This window comes from Sneathiella sp. (genome assembly GCF_036960985.1).
Lineage (GTDB): Bacteria > Pseudomonadota > Alphaproteobacteria > Sneathiellales > Sneathiellaceae > Sneathiella.
This window is the reverse complement of record NZ_JBALWD010000012.1, coordinates 48,159-64,822: the sequence shown is the minus strand read 5'-3', so window position 1 is coordinate 64,822 and position 16,664 is coordinate 48,159. Positions and strand designations below refer to the sequence as shown.

Annotated in this window: 22 protein-coding genes and 1 pseudogene; 9 read left to right on the top strand and 14 right to left on the bottom strand. The window is 47.8% G+C overall.

The features are described 5' to 3' along the window. Positions 1–70: 70 nt before the first annotated feature. Positions 71–697 (top strand): LysE family translocator, encoded by a 627-nt coding sequence (locus V7723_RS09315; protein WP_335684187.1) that lies wholly within the window; start codon positions 71–73, stop codon positions 695–697. A gap of 32 nt (positions 698–729) precedes the next feature. Here V7723_RS09315 and V7723_RS09310 read toward each other — a convergent pair whose 3' ends face one another. Further along, positions 730–1,428: a winged helix-turn-helix transcriptional regulator gene (locus V7723_RS09310; RefSeq protein ID WP_335684186.1), complete on the bottom strand. Its 699-nt coding sequence runs from the start codon at positions 1,426–1,428 to the stop codon at positions 730–732. 181 nt (positions 1,429–1,609) lie between these two features. Between V7723_RS09310 and V7723_RS09305 the strand changes: the two genes are divergently transcribed. Together V7723_RS09305 and V7723_RS09300 are read left to right on the top strand one after the other, a co-directional pair. Further along, positions 1,610–1,936, top strand: coding sequence for a DUF1330 domain-containing protein (locus tag V7723_RS09305; protein WP_335684185.1), 327 nt, complete (start codon positions 1,610–1,612; stop codon positions 1,934–1,936). Between the two features lie 175 nt (positions 1,937–2,111). Continuing rightward, positions 2,112–2,972 (top strand): VOC family protein, encoded by an 861-nt coding sequence (locus V7723_RS09300; protein WP_335684184.1) that lies wholly within the window; start codon positions 2,112–2,114, stop codon positions 2,970–2,972. Here the strand turns inward: V7723_RS09300 and V7723_RS09295 are convergent, their stop codons facing one another. The 13 genes and pseudogenes from V7723_RS09295 to lgt all read right to left on the bottom strand — a co-directional run bounded on the left by V7723_RS09295 (position 2,973) and on the right by lgt (position 13,373). Beyond that, positions 2,973–3,629, bottom strand: coding sequence for a dienelactone hydrolase family protein (locus V7723_RS09295; RefSeq protein ID WP_335684183.1), 657 nt, complete (start codon positions 3,627–3,629; stop codon positions 2,973–2,975). A gap of 11 nt (positions 3,630–3,640) precedes the next feature. Continuing rightward, on the bottom strand, positions 3,641–4,102 hold the full coding sequence (locus V7723_RS09290) for an NfeD family protein (protein WP_335684182.1): 462 nt from the start codon (positions 4,100–4,102) through the stop codon (positions 3,641–3,643). A gap of 5 nt (positions 4,103–4,107) precedes the next feature. After that, a complete protein-coding gene (locus tag V7723_RS09285; protein ID WP_335684181.1) occupies positions 4,108–5,094 on the bottom strand; it encodes an SPFH domain-containing protein in 987 nt (328 codons plus the stop codon). A gap of 109 nt (positions 5,095–5,203) precedes the next feature. After that, on the bottom strand, positions 5,204–5,653 hold the full coding sequence (locus tag V7723_RS09280; RefSeq protein ID WP_335684180.1) for a MaoC family dehydratase: 450 nt from the start codon (positions 5,651–5,653) through the stop codon (positions 5,204–5,206). Next, complete coding sequence (locus tag V7723_RS09275) at positions 5,650–6,120, bottom strand: MaoC family dehydratase (protein ID WP_335684179.1); 471 nt, start codon at positions 6,118–6,120, stop codon at positions 5,650–5,652. The genes V7723_RS09280 and V7723_RS09275 overlap by 4 nt, the downstream gene beginning before the upstream one ends. 79 nt (positions 6,121–6,199) lie before the next feature. Next, complete coding sequence (gene ychF, locus V7723_RS09270) at positions 6,200–7,297, bottom strand: redox-regulated ATPase YchF (protein ID WP_335684178.1); 1,098 nt, start codon at positions 7,295–7,297, stop codon at positions 6,200–6,202. Positions 7,298–7,299: 2 nt separating this feature from the next. Next, positions 7,300–7,895: pseudogene (gene pth / locus V7723_RS09265) on the bottom strand (aminoacyl-tRNA hydrolase). Between the two features lie 12 nt (positions 7,896–7,907). Beyond that, entirely contained in the window at positions 7,908–8,585 is a 678-nt protein-coding gene (locus tag V7723_RS09260; protein ID WP_335684177.1) for a 50S ribosomal protein L25/general stress protein Ctc, read from the bottom strand. A 96-nt stretch (positions 8,586–8,681) separates the two neighbouring features. Continuing rightward, positions 8,682–9,617, bottom strand: a complete 936-nt coding sequence (locus V7723_RS09255) for a ribose-phosphate pyrophosphokinase (RefSeq protein WP_335684176.1) — start codon at positions 9,615–9,617, stop codon at positions 8,682–8,684. Positions 9,618–9,777: 160 nt separating this feature from the next. Further along, positions 9,778–10,524, bottom strand: coding sequence for a hypothetical protein (locus V7723_RS09250; RefSeq protein ID WP_335684175.1), 747 nt, complete (start codon positions 10,522–10,524; stop codon positions 9,778–9,780). Between the two features lie 206 nt (positions 10,525–10,730). Further along, positions 10,731–11,498, bottom strand: a complete 768-nt coding sequence (pgeF, locus tag V7723_RS09245; RefSeq protein ID WP_335684174.1) for a peptidoglycan editing factor PgeF — start codon at positions 11,496–11,498, stop codon at positions 10,731–10,733. Position 11,499: 1 nt separating this feature from the next. Next, the gene (locus V7723_RS09240) at positions 11,500–12,567 is read right to left on the bottom strand and encodes a class I SAM-dependent methyltransferase (RefSeq protein ID WP_335684173.1); all 1,068 of its coding nucleotides are present in this window, start codon (positions 12,565–12,567) and stop codon (positions 11,500–11,502) included. After that, positions 12,564–13,373, bottom strand: coding sequence for a prolipoprotein diacylglyceryl transferase (lgt, locus tag V7723_RS09235; RefSeq protein WP_335684172.1), 810 nt, complete (start codon positions 13,371–13,373; stop codon positions 12,564–12,566). Before lgt ends, V7723_RS09240 begins: the two co-directional genes overlap by 4 nt. A 113-nt stretch (positions 13,374–13,486) precedes the next feature. Here lgt and V7723_RS09230 point away from each other — a divergent pair, with 113 nt between their 5' ends. From V7723_RS09230 to V7723_RS09205, 6 genes are all read left to right on the top strand, one after another. Beyond that, on the top strand, positions 13,487–13,798 hold the full coding sequence (locus V7723_RS09230; RefSeq protein ID WP_335684171.1) for an accessory factor UbiK family protein: 312 nt from the start codon (positions 13,487–13,489) through the stop codon (positions 13,796–13,798). 232 nt (positions 13,799–14,030) lie between these two features. Beyond that, on the top strand, positions 14,031–14,537 hold the full coding sequence (locus V7723_RS09225) for a YbjN domain-containing protein (RefSeq protein ID WP_335684170.1): 507 nt from the start codon (positions 14,031–14,033) through the stop codon (positions 14,535–14,537). Between the two features lie 5 nt (positions 14,538–14,542). Further along, a complete protein-coding gene (gene proC / locus V7723_RS09220) occupies positions 14,543–15,352 on the top strand; it encodes a pyrroline-5-carboxylate reductase (protein ID WP_335684169.1) in 810 nt (269 codons plus the stop codon). A gap of 79 nt (positions 15,353–15,431) precedes the next feature. Next, positions 15,432–15,860 (top strand): hypothetical protein, encoded by a 429-nt coding sequence (locus tag V7723_RS09215; RefSeq protein ID WP_335684168.1) that lies wholly within the window; start codon positions 15,432–15,434, stop codon positions 15,858–15,860. Between the two features lie 76 nt (positions 15,861–15,936). After that, positions 15,937–16,278 (top strand): tRNA-binding protein, encoded by a 342-nt coding sequence (locus V7723_RS09210; RefSeq protein WP_335684167.1) that lies wholly within the window; start codon positions 15,937–15,939, stop codon positions 16,276–16,278. A gap of 17 nt (positions 16,279–16,295) precedes the next feature. Next, positions 16,296–16,649: a hypothetical protein gene (locus tag V7723_RS09205; RefSeq protein WP_335684166.1), complete on the top strand. Its 354-nt coding sequence runs from the start codon at positions 16,296–16,298 to the stop codon at positions 16,647–16,649. The last annotated feature ends 15 nt before the right edge of the window (positions 16,650–16,664 follow it).

Below are 16,664 nucleotides of genomic sequence, written 5' to 3'. Positions count from 1 at the left end.
GAAGAAGATTTTTCTTGCGAAAGAGCTCGTTTGCTGTCTTTTCTATTGATATGTAGATCGAGGATAGGAAATGTTATTTGAACTTTGGTTGAGTTTCTTTGTTGCAAGTGCAGCTCTTTTAGCCATACCAGGCCCAACGGTAATGTTGGTCGTGAGCTATGCATTGGGCCGCGGCCGTTCAACAGGCTGGTGGACAGTGCCAGGCGTAACCTTGGGCGACTTTACAGCCATGACCGTCTCATTGCTCGGGGCAGGAGCTATTCTGGCTGCTTCCGCTACATTGTTTACCCTATTAAAGATTGCAGGTGCTGCCTATTTAATATGGCTCGGAATAAAAATGTGGCGGGCGGAACCGAAACTTGAAGACATTCAGGAAACAGTTGGTAGATCGTCGAATTTTTCGATGTTTTGGAATTCTTATGTGGTGACGGCGCTAAACCCAAAATCTATTGTTTTTTTCGTTGCCTTTGTTCCTCAATTTATCGACATATCGACACCGGTCTTTCCGCAGTTTGTTGTTTTGGAAGTCACTTTTTTGACGCTCGCGGCTGTCAATGTCGCTATTTGGGCCGCTCTCGCGGGTACCTTGCGGACGCGATTTAAGAGTGTCAGGACATTGAAATTTATAAACCGCTGTGGCGGTAGTTTTCTCATAGGTGCCGGGTTGCTGACGGCCGCCATACGCCGATCAGCATAATTTTTATTGACGATTGTGGAGCGTCTATATGGTTAGGGAACCCGCCGTTCCGTGGCAGCAAAAGGACTTAGGCCGAGCCAACTCTGCATTGAGTCAGCAATAGCCGTGCTTCCAACCAGCACTAATGTATCATCCTTCATTGCATCGGACACCGTGTCGACACCCATCCAGATAGCGGTCATCGTTTTGACGTTGGTTGTTACAAATAAATCAACATCAAATCCCGGATCCGCCCAACAAAGGTCGGTCTCGCCGTCGGGTTCGATGACCAGCCACCAATGTTTCTTTGAAACAGGGAGCTCTTGATACAGAAACTGGATTACACATCGTTTTTTTGGTAGTGGTGTTGTATCGAGGTTTCGGCGCATATCCCACATCAATAGCGAGGGATCAAGATTGCGCAAGGAAAGCCTGGATTCTACCCATCTCTGTCCCCATTGGCCAACCGTATCAATTACGGATTGAAGATCCCGACCGGATTCTGTCAGTATATATTCGAATAAATTAGGTTCTGATTTAATTGCAACCCGTTCGATTACGCCAGATTCTTCGAGCTCCTTCAACCTTTGCGATAATAGTGTCGGAGACATTTTGGGGACGCCGCGCCGTAAATCGTTAAATCTAGATGATCCAGCCATAAGTTCTCGTAACAGAATTAATGTCCATCTAGTGCAGAGTATTTCCGATGCCATGGCGACCGGGCAGAACTGTTTATAACTCGGTTGCGCCATTACTTCCTCACTTTTTTTGTTTATTTAGGATACTAGCTTTTTTACTATCAAACGTCTAGTCCAGAATCCGTATCAGCGGGCTACAGTATCTGAACTATTTCAAATACATAATTACGGAAAGACTAAAAATATGAGTAGGAAATTCTTGCTCTTAAAGTTACTTTTTTTCAGGAGATGGTCAATGTGTATATTCCTTATTGCGGATATAAAAATTACAAACGATGAATGGATCCCTGCTTATGCGGAAAAAGCACATGAAATCGTTCACAAGCATGGCGGTAGGTATCTATCACGTAGTGGTAATATTACAACTGTTGAGGGCGAAGGTTTGGACACGTCACTTATTGCAATCATAGAATTTCCGTCGAAGCGACATTTTGAAGCGTTTGCTGACGATCCAGAATATGCTCCTTACGCGAAAGCACGGCAGGCTGGCAGCATCAGTCGTTTTCATCTTATTGATAGTTCAGATCTCGCCGGAACGATACCATACTTATCAGCCTCTTGATTGAAGACGGTTATACTAATTGCCGGCCGTTGAAAACTCGGTCGGCATTTAGTAGCTTTGCTTCAGACCAACAGTAAAAAACCTGTTTGTCTTGTCGCCTGCGGGTATAATGAAGCTCTGGACCTCGGCATAGTTTTTAAGTCGGGCGCACGTAAGTTTTTTGATGGAAATAAAAATGCCTCATAACATTGTCGGTATTGATCATTCTTTGATTGGTGTTAATGATTTGGAACAGGCGAAATCTCATTTTCGAAGCCTCGGATTTACAATAACTTCGCGCGGTGCGCATATCGGATGGGGAACCGCGAATTATTGCATCATGTTTGATAACGATTATATCGAACTCCTTGGGATTATTAATTCAGACATCGAAACAAATGGATTGGATGTTGCTTTGGCAGAGCGGGGGGAGGGGTTGCTTGGGCTTGCATTGGCAAGTGATGATCCCGAGCAGACACATGCATCAATGGTATCGGCAGACCTTAATCCATCAGAACTACTGCAATTGAAGCGCAAACTCGAATTACCGGATGGTGATGTCGTTCCGGAATTCAAACTTATCCGTCTTCAACCCGCGGGATTGTCAGAGAAACAATTGTTTATTTGCCATCATTTAACACCGAATTTGATCAGAAATGATCAATGGGTGCGCCATGCAAACGGGGCAACAGGAATTGCGTCGATTGTTGTTGTGGTTGATGATCCTGCTTCCCTGGCATCTTATTATAGAAAACTTTGTGGTTTTATTAATGTCACCATGACCGACGACACGTTGAATGTGAGGATCGGAGATGGTGCATTGATTTTCGTTAATGATAAGGATCTCGATATGCTTTTCCCGGGCCTGTATTTACCTGCAGATTTCCCGGCTTTGCCAAATATGATTGCTATGTCTATTGCTGTGAAAGACCTTGAGGCGACCACATCGTATCTGAATACAGAGAATATCAGGTATCAAGAAATAGCCAACGGCGCTTTAAGGATTAATCCAGCGGATGCGACGGGTGTCTTGCTGGAGTTTGTTCGGGAACGTTAATCACGCAATAAAGGAGAGGGTTCGTTCTTGCGCTAGTTTTGCCGAGGCTGGATCATAGCTTGCACGCTGATCACAATTGAAACCGTGTCCAGCTTGATAAACATGAACAGGTGTATCCGGAAGCGCTGTCATGATTTCATCCACTGATTTCATTGGGATGGATCCATCCTGATCTCCAAAATGCAGCAACACAGGTACTTTGGGGGTTTCCTGTAGATTCTGAGAAATCTGACCGCCATAATAACCGACGGCTTTACTAATGCTAGAAAGCCGGCATGCGCTGAGATACGCTAGCGTACCGCCCCAACAAAATCCGATGCTGACAACGGCACCTGCGTCGGCAATGGTTTTCGCAGCGGCATCGATATCGTCCAGAGCCTGCTGGTCTTGTATTTTCATTTTATAAGCAATGCCCTGAGTAACATCATCAGCTTCGTAGCCGAGCGTGATATTTGGTTCAAGACGGTCAAATAGCGCGGGTGCGATCGCCACATATCCCATCTCAGCGTACCGGTCACAAACGTCCTGAATATGCGAATTTACGCCGAAAATTTCCTGGATGATAACAACGCCACCTTCAGGTGAACCCTCTGGAGACGCTTTATAAGCCGCAAGATTATGTCCGTCCGCTGCTTCCAGCCTCAGTAGTTCACCCATCTCGATTTTCCTTATTGTTTTGGTTCGACGATCAGCAATGTGCCGTCGGTCCCGGTTACGACGACGTCTTCGTTGACTTCCATATCAGGTCCCTCGACGGACCATTGCGTATCATCAACATGTATTTTACCGCGACCGTTGCGTATTGCTTCAGTAAGGACGAATTGGCGCCCAATATATTGGACACCCCGTCGATTTAACGTTTGATTGTCGACCACGCCCGGATTTTTTTTAAAGAAAAGACGAGACGCAACAATGCTGACGACTGCTACGATCGCAAAAATTGTCCATTCATATTCCCAAAGCAAATCTGGAAATATCCAAGCAATAAAACCAACTACGCCTGAAGAAATACCCAACCACAGAAAGAGCGTACTTGGCGCGAATACTTCCAGAATAATGAGAATAACCGCGAGGATCCACCAGCCCCAATATTCCAGTCCTGTCACCCATGTCATGAATTCTTCAGCCATAAGCTTTACTCGCTATTCGGAACAGAGCCCTTAGAGGGCCTGTTTCCGGATTTCGAATTACCACCTGTATCGCCGAAAACCTCTTGCGCTATTGCTCCTATGCCGCCTAGAGAACCTATAAGAGCGCTGGCTTCCATGGGCATTAGAACAACTTTAGAATTGCGGGCCATACCGATTTCCTTCATCGCTTCCGTATATTTCTGAGCAATAAAGTAATTGATCGACTGGATATCGCCTGCGGCAATGGCTTCTGACACATCATGGGTTGCTTTGGCTTCTGCTTCAGCTGATCTTTCCCGGGCTTCAGCGTCCCGGAAAGCTGCTTCACGTCGACCTTCTGCCTCCAGAATTGCTGCTTTTTTCTCACCTTCTGCTTTTAGGATTTCTGATTGCCTCACACCCTCAGCTTCCAAGATAACAGCCCGTTTGAGCCGTTCTGCCTTCATTTGACGGCCCATGGCTTCCACCAGATCAAGAGGCGGAGTGATATCTTTAATTTCCACACGCGTGACTTTCAGGCCCCAGGGGGTCGATGCCTGATCAATAACGTTTAATAGTTTAACATTTATGGAGTCGCGTTGACTTAGGGCGGCATCCAAATCCATCGAACCCAAAACCGTTCTAAGGTTTGTTTGGGCAAGATTTTGAATAGCGCGTTCAAGATCTCTCACCTCATAGGTGGATTTCGCCGCATCCAGAACTTGAAAGAACAGAATTCCGTCTACTTGGACCATAGCATTGTCGCGGGAAATGACCTCTTGCGTCGGGATATCAAGAACTTGCTCCATCATATTGACCCTGGTACCGATGCGGTCAATAAACGGGATAATCAATCCTAATCCAGGTTGCAGGCTTCTGGTATAACGGCCAAAACGTTCAACAGTGAACTGATAACCCTGCGGCACAATTGTGACGCCCATGAAAACAATAACGATTGCCAGTAACACGAGAACAATAACAAACGCTGCGAAGCCAGATACGAGAAAATCCATTTACTTACCCCCTAGTTGTTGGATAATTTACATGCTTATACCACTATATAGTGATAAATTGCGATTTTTTAAGCTATTTCTAGTGATATCTATATAAGCACGGCGGGTACTACGCCGGTCTTGTTTTCATCATGCCGATGGTTTTTACGGACAATACTTTTTCATCATTCTGATTAAACAGGTAAATTTGGGCCCGGATAATTCCCATATCTGGACGAGACGATGACTTGCGCGCTTCAATGACAGTAGATTCAAACCGGAGTACATCATCCGGCCGCACCGGTAAAATCCATCTTAAGTCATCAAAACCAGGAGAACCAAGACCCGCGCGCTGGTTTACCATATTATCAACCATCATTCTCATAAGCATTCCACCGGTATGCCATCCTGACGCTATCAATCCGCCGTAGATGCTTTCATTTGCCGCATTTTCGTCTACATGGAACGACTGAGGGTCATATTTGTGGGCAAATTTCAATATTTCTTCGCGCGTAACCTTCTTTTCACCGAAAACTGTCTTGTCTCCAACTGAAAAGTCTTCAAAGTAAATAATGCTCATTTACCGTTCTCCTGAACGGAGATTCTGGAGGGTTTTCGTAAGAACATTCCACTTGAAATCATGGTCATTTTTACGTTCCCATCCTGATTGTAGACAACATGGGAAAATTTAACAAAACCCAGTTGCGGTTTACTTTTAGGGAGGCTTCGATCTGTAATTTCTGCTTTTACATGGAGGGTTTCGCCAGGTCTAACAGGGTTTTTCCATCTTAGCTGTTCAACGCCGGGGGATCCCATCGATGCGGAATTATTAAGATATCCGTCAACCATCATACGCATGCACATTGCGGCTGTATGCCATCCGCTGGCAATGATACCATCAAAAAAATGCTCTGACGCCGCTTCTTTATCGATATGAAATGACTGTGGGTCAAATTCCGTTGCGTATTCAATTATGTCGTCTTCGGTGACATCCATGGCACCAAATTCCATTTTTCGGCCAACGGTAAAATCTTCCCAGTACAACATACTCGTCACTATCCTTTGACCTTTTTTCGGCCCTTTGCGTTACATCGCTTGTTCAGGACATCTGAAATTCGTGTCAGAACTAATTTGCAAATCTAAAATGCAAGACATCGCCGTCTAGCACAACATATTCTTTGCCTTCTAACCGCATTTGGCCGGCATCTTTTGCACCACTTTCGCCACCGTTCTCAATATAAGCTGGGTAGGCGATGGTTTCGGCCCGAATAAACCCTTTTTCAAAATCAGTATGTATCACACCGGCGGCTTGCGGCGCTTTTGTGCCCTTCGTAACAGTCCAGGCACGACACTCCTTGGGGCCAACGGTAAAATAGGTAATTAGCTCAAGCAAATCGTAGCCAGCCCTGATTATCCGGCCTAATCCGGTTTCGGTTAAACCAAGTTCTGCAAGAAACTCTTCTCGCTCTTCTCTATCGAGCTGCGCAACTTCGGATTCAATCGCGGCGGATATAACAACGACACCTGCATTTTCTGTAGCGGCTTTTTCTTCTACCAATTTCGAAAAATCGTTGCCGGTTGCGGCACTATCTTCATCGACATTGCAGACGTACAGAACGGGTTTTGCCGTTAGTAGTTGCAAATTTCGGAACGTTTTAACTTCGTCTTCGGCTAACTCCACCATACGCGCAGGTTTGCCCTCCTTTAAAACAACGAGAGCTCGATCAATCAATTCCGATTGTTTCATTGCTTCTTTATCGCCGCCGCGGATTTTCTTGATCAACCCTTCAGTTCTTTTCTCCAAGCTTTCCAAATCGGCAAGCATCAGCTCCGTTTCGATTGTGTCGGCATCTGATAAGGGGTCTATTTTGCCGTCCACATGCGTAATATCGTCATCCTCGAAGCACCTTATGACCTGAATAATCGCATCGACTTCGCGAATATGGGCCAGAAATTTGTTGCCTAACCCTTCGCCACTCGCCGCGCCACGGACAAGCCCGGCAATGTCGACAAACGTCAGTTGTGTCGGGATCAATTCCTTTGAAGAGGCCAGTTCCGCCAATTGTGTGATCCGAGGGTCAGGGACAGGAACTTGCCCAAGATTTGGCTCGATTGTACAGAAGGGATAATTCTCAGCCGCGGCCTGAGCGGTTTCCGTGAGGGCATTGAACAGGGTGGACTTACCAACGTTCGGCAGTCCAACAATTCCGCATTTAAAACCCATATCTAGCTTCCTTCGATGTTCTTTTTCTTGTCGGGCGCCGTTTCAAGCGCGATTTTGTTCATAAAACTGGAGTCGTTACCGGTAACAAGCAAGTCGGTGTGCCGTGCGACACTATCAATGATTTTTTCGGCGAACTGTTTTTCTGATTTCGAAAAATCTTTCAAGACGTGACCGGAAACCAGATGCTTTTCTCCCGGATGGCCAACGCCGAGCCGGACCCTTTTAAAGTCCTGGCCAATATGTGAGATAAGTGATCGAATGCCGTTATTGCCACCATGGCCGCCACTTGTTTTTACGCGAACTTTCCCCATGGGAAGGTCAAGCTCGTCATGCAGGACAACGACATTTTCAATCGGAATTTTGTAAAATCTCATGGCTTCACCAACGGATCGACCGGATTCATTCATATAAGTGGTAGGTTTCAGCGCGAGGATTTTTTGCCGCCGATTTTTCCATCTGCAACCAGTCCCTGAAATTTAATGCGTTCCGGCATAAAGGAATGGCGGTGAATGATTTCATCCACCGCCATAAATCCAAAATTATGCCGATTGTCGGTGTATCCCTTACCGGGATTTCCAAGACCAACCAGCAATATCATCTGTGGTACCTGCTACTCGTCGCTAGTGGCTTCAGCAGTGCCTTCAGCGGCTTCGCCTTCGGCACCTTCTTCGCCTTCAGCACCTTCTTCGCCTTCGACTTCTACTTCTTCCGGCTCTTCTTCAACCGTTGGTGAGGCAATCGTTGCGATCGTGAAGTCACGGTCAGAAATTGTGGGTTCACACCCTTCTGGCAGAGTTACTTCGGAAATATGGACACTGTCGCCAATGTCGTATTTTTCCAGATCAATCTCAATGGCTTCCGGAATGTTTCCGGCAGGCACCATCATTTCGATTTCATGGCGGACAACGTTCAAAACACCACCCCGTTTCAAGCCTTCACATTCTTCTTCGTTCAGGAAGCTCACGAGCACCATGACAGCGATCTGTGATTTCGCGGAAACGCGAAGGAAATCAACATGCATTGGCGACTCTTTAACCGGATGAAGCTGCATGTCACGAGGCAAAACGTTATGTTTCGTTGATCCGACTGTTACAGTGTAAACCGTTGAAAGAAAAGCATCCCGGTAAATGGCCTTAACCAATTCACGGGTTTCCAACGAAATCGAAATAGGGTCTTTCTTATCGCCATAGATGACGGCCGGTGTACGACCTTCACGACGCAATGCACGGGAGGTCCCCTTTCCAGCCCGGTCACGCGTTTCTGCAATTAATACTGCATTCTCGCTCATTATATTTCTCCTAAGTAACGAGCAACACCGGGAAAACCCGGTGCCAAAAATGACGCTTGCCTCCAGGGGTGCCCGCGCCGTGATATGTCTATTCGGTTAATCGAACAGACTGGAAACCGAAGTCTCCTTAGAAATTCTGAACATTGCCTCGCCGATCAACGGTGCAATGGATATTTGTCGCATCTTGTCGGAATGCTTAAAAGCCTCCGTCGCCATAATGCTATCTGTTGTGACCATTTCCCCTAGCTCAGAGTCGTTTATACGGGAGATTGCTCCCCCCGATAACACACCATGGGTTACATAGCCGGTTACGGACTTGGCACCTTGTTTCATCAACGCTTCCGCAGCGTTGCACAATGTGCCCGCACTATCGACGATGTCATCAACAAGAATGCAGCGCTGGCCTTTCACGTCACCAATAATATTCATGACTTCTGAGACGCCAGCTTTTTCACGGCGCTTATCCACGATTGCGAGGTCTGCGTCAAGCCTTTTAGCGTAAGCCCGAGCCCGGACAACACCGCCCACATCGGGAGAAACAATGGTTATATCGCTACCCCGGCCATAATTTTCTTCTATATCTGGTACGATGATGGGCGCTGAAAACAAATTATCGGTCGGAATATCAAAAAAGCCCTGTATCTGGCCTGCATGCAGGTCCATTGTCAGAACACGGTCGGCACCGGCTTTTGTGATGAGATTAGCAACTAGTTTTGCAGAAATTGGTGTGCGAGGTCCCGGTTTACGGTCCTGCCGTGCATAGCCAAAATAAGGAAGGACGGCCGTGATTCGAGCGGCAGATGCACGCTTGAGGGCGTCTATACAAACCAACAGTTCCATTAAATGGTCATTTGCTGGAAAGGAGGTCGGTTGAAGAACGAAAACATCCTCACCCCGGACATTTTCGTGGATCTCTACGAAAACTTCCATGTCCGAGAAACGTCGAACGTCTGCATTTGTCAAAGGTAGTTTCAAGTAGCTCGTAACAGCTTCAGCCAACGGCCGATTACCATTTCCCGTAAGCACTTTCATGTGAACAGTCCTTCGCCTATTTTAGGCTTTGTTCAGTCAAATATTACAAACTGCGCACGGCACCGAAACGACACTTGGGCAACAGCGGGCGGAACTTACCAAGGGCCTTTGATCCTGTAAACGGTATAAAGAGATTTTTTGGCAATATCGGGAAATAAATTCAGGATTTTGACTGGAAATACTCAGGTTCACTGCTTCGAAGCAATTTAAGAACCCCTTGTGCGCCACCTTTTGCGGCCAAAGGCGCGGTCGAGCCCCACGCACCATTTAATGACCCTGCCTTGATTCTATTGCGCTGCTGGATCTTACCGACTTGTTCGCCATTGCGACGTTCCAGGCTCCAGGTGAGAAGAATGACCTGTGTTCCAGCTTTTGCCGGCGTTAATTCTGCTTGTCCCCTGACAATATAATTGGCGCCGCTTTCCGTAGGCAACACGTCGAACCCCATGCGGACCAATTCTTCCTGAATGGCATAGGACAGACTTTCCGCGCCATCGCCCGGAGCACCGCGGACGATCGGAACATAAAGAACTGGCTTTTTCAACGTCGCAAAATTAAAACCGTCTCCGCCCAACAATCGATCAATATTGCTAGCTGAAAGCAGGACAAATTCCTCTATGTTCTGTGGCTTTGCAGAGCTTGTTTGCGCCATATCCGGAAGCTTTTCCAACGTGTAAAGGCCTGTATTCTGGTTTTGAGGATCGAATATGGTCCATTGAACGAACTGCAATCCACCTTCATCTATCATATCTCCGCGGACGTAATAGCGGCCGGGAACTTCCTCGCCGGCAAAGGCAGCAATACCCAATTCTTGCAGTTTTGTAGCAACAGCCGTATCAAGATCAGCAGGGCCATCCTGAACAGTCGCAACATACAGATAGGCCCGGGGTCCGGGAACAGTTCGCAAGCCCGTCTTTACCTCAGGCTGAAAAGGCCTCTCGAGTGGTTGGCAAGCAACCAGGAGAAGGACGCCAAGAATAGAATATCTTTTTATGAAATTCCTAAATCGCACAGGTTGCTAATATCCCCAGCAGACAAATTATTATAAAGACTACCATATACGGCATTTTGGACCTTCAGTACAAGTTTGCGATAAATTGTAGGTATTTTCGGTTATGCGCTTTTAAGGGCGATAGCCGATAATTGCCGACCGTAATCAGTTTCACCTCTTTTTGTCATGCGCCGATAACTATAGAACAGGTCTTCTTCGGCACATGTATCATTTTCAAGCATGTCAACGCGCCCAATTCCGGTTTCACGTAATCTGTCGCAGACAAATTCTTTCAGATTGAACATATGATGCCCTGAATTGACGGACGGCGTAAAATACCGGACCGCCTGCGGATCAACATCTAGAAAGGGGGCCGGGAATTCCGGACCAACTTCATATGAGTTTTGCGTGATCGCGGGGCCAACAGCCGCCGTTATGTCGGATTTATGGGCCCCCAACTGAATCATAGCCTCAACGGTGTTCTTGCCAATATTTGCCAGGGCACCCTTCCAGCCGGAATGGGCGGCCCCGATTACATGATGGGACGCGTCCGCAAAAAGTATAGGGACACAATCCGCCGTGAGAATGCCTAAGGCGACGCCCGGCACATTGGTGACCATTGCATCAGCTTTCGGTTTCTCGCGTAATTCTCGCTGATCTTGAATGACGACGACATCGGCACTGTGAATCTGATATATGGTCCTGAGTTTATCTGGCCCAATTCCAAGTTCCCGCATTGCCCGCGCCCGGTTTTCAGAAACATCTTCTGCGCGATCTTTTGAACCCGGACCACAATTCAGGCTGCCATAAATACCGTGCGATACACCGCCTTCGCGGGTAAAGAAACCGTGGGAAATGTCGTTACTTTCAAGTACAGAGCTGGTGAGCATTTTAAAGGTCAAATCCTTCCAGAGGTGCCGTCAAATTGTAAGAAATTGCGAGGACCTTGAATAGAGTTCCCATTTCCGTTGCACTAGTCAAGCGGCGCAGATCAGAGCCGATGGATTTTTCTTGTTCTTCTGTGGCAGATCGGCTCAACAGGGCGGCTCTGGCTTCAATTCCGAGACGCTCGAGGAACCGTCCTTGAGACGTTGGCCCCTGAATATCCACAAGATGTTTTTGCGCCTCTGCTATCAATTGAGGGAACTTGACATGCGCCGTGAGGTCTGACATTCCCGGATCTTCAAGTGGGTTCTGGGTCGTATGATCCCGCACAGCCTGAAAACTATCGCCATAAATGGCTTCAGCGGATCCATAGTCGATTATCAATGCTGCCCCGCCGGTTTTTTGCAAAGATTGGCTGATCTTTTCAATAAAGCGGATGCCCAGAGGGCAGATTTCCAGGATGTTTGTGCTGTCTGCTTCCGCAGGCGGCGGAAATCCCACCGTCGGATCATCAGCCAAAGAAAAAGCAAATTGATGGTCTTTCCAATTGATACGTCTCTCGTGCCATTGGCCAGCCGAAGATTCATATTGATGTATTGGCAATGCGTCAAAAAATTCGTTGGCAATGACAATTGTCGGATCGTTGTTCAAAATCGGAAAATCGGAATGCCAGAAAACGGAAGGGTGGTTTATGGCCGATTTTTGCCGTTCTCTAAGTTGTTCGCTGGTCTCAACCAAGTGGATTTGTGCGGCTTTGGCAAATTCAGGGACTAACATGCTACTTCTCAGAGCGTCCCCCATCAATGTGCCGTTACCGGGGCCAAGTTCCACTAAATTAAGTTTGGCCGGCGCTCCGAGCTTTGACCAGGTATCGATACACCACAGACCAATGAGTTCTCCAAACATCTGACTGATTTCCGGTGCTGTCACAAAATCCCCGGATTTACCGAATGGATTCTGACGGGCGTAATATCCATATTCCGGGTGAGTGAGGGCCATCTCCATATAATCATGAACCGAGATAGGACCGTGTTTCTCAATCTTGTCTCTGAGAATTTCGGTCAGCGGCGTCATTTTTTAACAGGAGATTTCCGGAATAGAAAATACAAACCGATAAGGATCATCGGGACGGACAGAAACTGCCCCATGGTAAAACCGCCGGCGAGGAAACCAAGATGCGCATCCGGCTGGCGGAAAAATTCGACAAATCCTCTTGCTAAAGCGTAGCCCAAGAAAAAGACACCGGTTAAGAAGCCCGGCTTTTTGACCAAGTCTGTCTTCCGCAGGATGAGCATGATGACGAAAAGCAGCAGTCCTTCCAGTAAAGCTTCATAAAGCTGGCTTGGATGACGCGGCAGATCACCACCGTTGGGGAATAATACTCCCCAAGGCACATCCGTGGTCCGACCATAAAGTTCCGCATTGATGAAATTGGCGATGCGGCCGAAAAACAAACCAACCGGTGCGACCGTCGCCAATAAGTCAGCGAAATCCAGCAAGGGAATTTTCTTCGATCTGGTAAAAAGAATGGTTGCAACAATAACCCCAAGGAAGCCGCCATGAAAGGACATGCCTCCTTGCCATACCATGAAAATTTCGGCCGGGTTGGACAGATAATATTCTGGCTTATAAAATAAAACGTATCCCAGCCGTCCGCCTAAAATAACACCTAAAGTTGCCCAAACCAGAAAGTCATCTACATTTTTGTCGGTGACGCTGGAGCCCGGCGCATTTGCAAATCTCATCATCAAACGCCACCCAATCACCAGTCCGGCAATATAGGCGAGGGCATACCATCTGATCGCAAAGGGGCCCAATTCGAAAATTATGGGATCTATTTCCGGAAAGGCAATGGCCAAAAATTGTGTCGATAAAGTCATGGCGGACACTATATAAAGCTATATGAGGAAACCGCAAGCTAATCGGCGTTCAAAGGGTTTGCTTTTGTAAAATACCCTTGCCATTATGCGCGCTAACCTGAGGAGCATGAGTGATGCAGACAAATTCGCGATTATTTGATGATCTGGCCCGCCTGGCCACCGGTGCGCTTGGAACAGCGCAAGGGGTCAAGTCAGAGTGGGAGAATCTTTTCCACCAGCGGCTCGAGCGATTTATCGCGGATATGGATCTGGTTCCGCGCGAAGAGTTTGACGCCGTGAAGGCCATGGCAGTTCTGGCGCGAGAGGAAAATGAAGCTTTGAGCAGTCGCCTCGACCAACTTGAAAAACAATTTGCCGCGTCGCAAAAAAAACCGGCAGCAAAGAAAACAGCACGAGCCGCTAGCGCGAAGTCTGCAAAAGAATAAACAGGCGTTCTGCACAGGTTAATTTTCTGCCTGTTCAATTTTATCCACAAGAAAATGCGAAATGATCCGCTTTCTTTGTTGCTAAGGTTCCAAAGGCAGATTACGCTACATGTATGGCGGCTGTTTTTTAATGCCACCATATATGGCCTGTAGTTGATTTCCTTTCTGGCGGCGATTCACGCCTGGGCCGAAGAAGAAAGCCGGTGAGGATAGTTCTGAAAGGAATGGCTCCATGACGTCATTGTACCTGTCCCACGAAGAGCTTGAAGACACCAACCCCCTCGATTTAGTCGAAAATATCATTGTTGAAAATGATTGGTCATTTGATCGTCAGGGCCGCAATGAAATTACGGTGGGTGTCGATGGAAGCTGGTGTCAGTATCATCTTTGGTTTTCTTGGCGTTCAGATTTAAAGGCCGTTCACTTCTCCTGTGCCTATGACATCAAAATTCCAGAACGCCAATATCAGATGATTTACGAACTTCTCGCCCGTGTGAATGAGCGGATGCCTGTTGGGCATTTCGACACATGGAGGGAAGAGGGAATGGTGTTGTTCCGGCATTCACTCTTGCTTGGCGGGGCCTCTGAGGTAAGGAGCGAGCAATTCCAGACGCTCGTTGAAATCGGAATGAAAGAGCTCGAGAAATTCTATCCGGCGATCCAGTTTTGTATCTGGGGCGGTAAAACCCCGGAAGAAGCAATTGACGCCGCAATGTTCGAAACCGTGGGTGAAGCTTAAAAAATATGTCTAATACTATACTTCTCGTCGGCTCTGGAAAAATGGGGCAAGCGATGCTGGGCGGCTGGATTGATACTTTCGTCAAGCCCTCGGATATCGTTGTGATTGATCCGAATGCAGAAAATCTTGCGGTGGCGAAAGGACTTGGATGTGCGGGCCATTCATCGCCGGATGATATTGAAGGCGCGTTTCGGCCCGATGTCATCGTGCTCGCGGTAAAACCCCAGATGATGGTAGATGTCCTGCCGACATTTCGAACGCTTGCGGCGGGCGGCGCGTTGATAATTTCCATTGCGGCGGGAACAGGCATTGCACAATTTGAAACGGCCTTCGGCGTGACCGCTTCAATTATCCGGGCCATGCCAAATACCCCCGCAGCTGTTCGGCAAGGCATGATTGTCTGTTGTCAGAACGGGCATGCTAGTCCGCAGCAACTGGAGATTTGCGACAAACTGATGACAGCAATCGGCACCGTCGCGTGGATTGAAGACGAAAAATTGATGGACGCTGTCACCGGCTTGTCGGGTTCGGGGCCAGCTTACGTTTTTTACATGATTGAAGCCATGGCGGCGGCCGGTGTTCGTGCGGGGCTTCCTGCGGATCTGGCGGAAACCCTTGCGGAAGTGACCGTAGCGGGCGCCGGAAAACTGGCCATCTCATCGGATGAGCCGGCCTCTAAATTGCGTGAGAATGTCACCAGCCCGAATGGCACAACTGCGGCAGGATTGGCGATTTTGATGGCGGAAGACGGCCTTGCCCCCCTTATCGAGAAGACCGTGGCTGCCGCGACTAAAAGATCCCGAGAGCTTGGTTAAAAGAGCCTTATCCTAAATAACACTTTAAAATAGAATAATATTTATCATATACACCTAAATAGAAAAAAGGGTGATGATAATGAATGATACAACGCAATCAAGTGGAGCGGGCGCACCGACAGTGGCGGGCGGACTGGTTATTCCAGATCTCAGTGCGTTATCGACACTGCAAAATCAGAATGTGAAGAAAATGACAGAAGCCGTGCAGACAGCTTCGCACGGGTTACAGGATATCGTCGGCCAGCAGAGAAATACGCTTCAGGAGACAGTAGAAAAACTACAGGCTTCTTTTCAGGCTTCCAGTCCATCCGGCCAATCCGGAACTGTTGCCTTTTCGGATATTCAATCCCAGATCAGCAATCTGACGACGATCATCGAGAATATGAACTCGGTTGCCACTAACCTGACCGCATCAACAACAAAATCATTCGATACGGTCACTCAATCCATGACCGCATCGTTGGCGACCATTGAGAAGGTTGCCCAGAAATTTTCGTCCGGCGGATGATTTCCTATTTTTTGGATTGTCCTTCGGCTTGCCGTCCCATAGCATTCGCGCTGGTTGGAAATAGAAGAGGCAGTTGATGACAAACGAAATTACATTTGACGATTTCCTAGCGGTGGATATTCGCGTAGGCCGGGTTTTGGAGGCCAGTGAATTTCCGGAGGCGCGGAAACCGGCGTATAAACTGAAAGTCGATTTTGGGGAGGACATAGGTATTAAGAAGACGTCTGCACAAATTACAGATTTGTATGAAATAGAGGATCTGGCCGGACGACTGGTTGTCGGAGTGGTCAATTTCCCGCCGCGACAAATCGGACCCTTTATGTCGGAAGTCTTGGTCCTGGGTTTTAGCGATGACGAAGGACGTATATCCTTGATTTCACCAGATCATAAGGTGCCCGTCGGCGGCCGCCTTCAGTAAAACAGGGACGCGAGAGGATGACGGAAAAGGACCAAAACGAGGAGCCGGCAGAACCGATGCCCGAGCCGCCTAAGTTGGATGCCCTTTTCAAAACCCAAACGCAGCAGATTGAGGATGCTATCCAGAGCGCCAATAAAGCGTTTGAGGTATTTAAAAGCCGCGATCGGGATGTGACCGTTCTTACCCAAACCCTCAATACGGAGGTCAATGCGGTCTTTCTTCTAGCAGCTGCCGCGCAAACACCGCAATTGGCGGCAGCAAGTATCCCGGCGGTGTTGGCGTTGGCAAATGCGGCTTTTGCGACCGTTCCGGTGACCCTGCAAAAGGCAACAATCGACATCTCGCAAGCCTTCGTACCGAGTGACGTGTGACCAACTAATAATAGA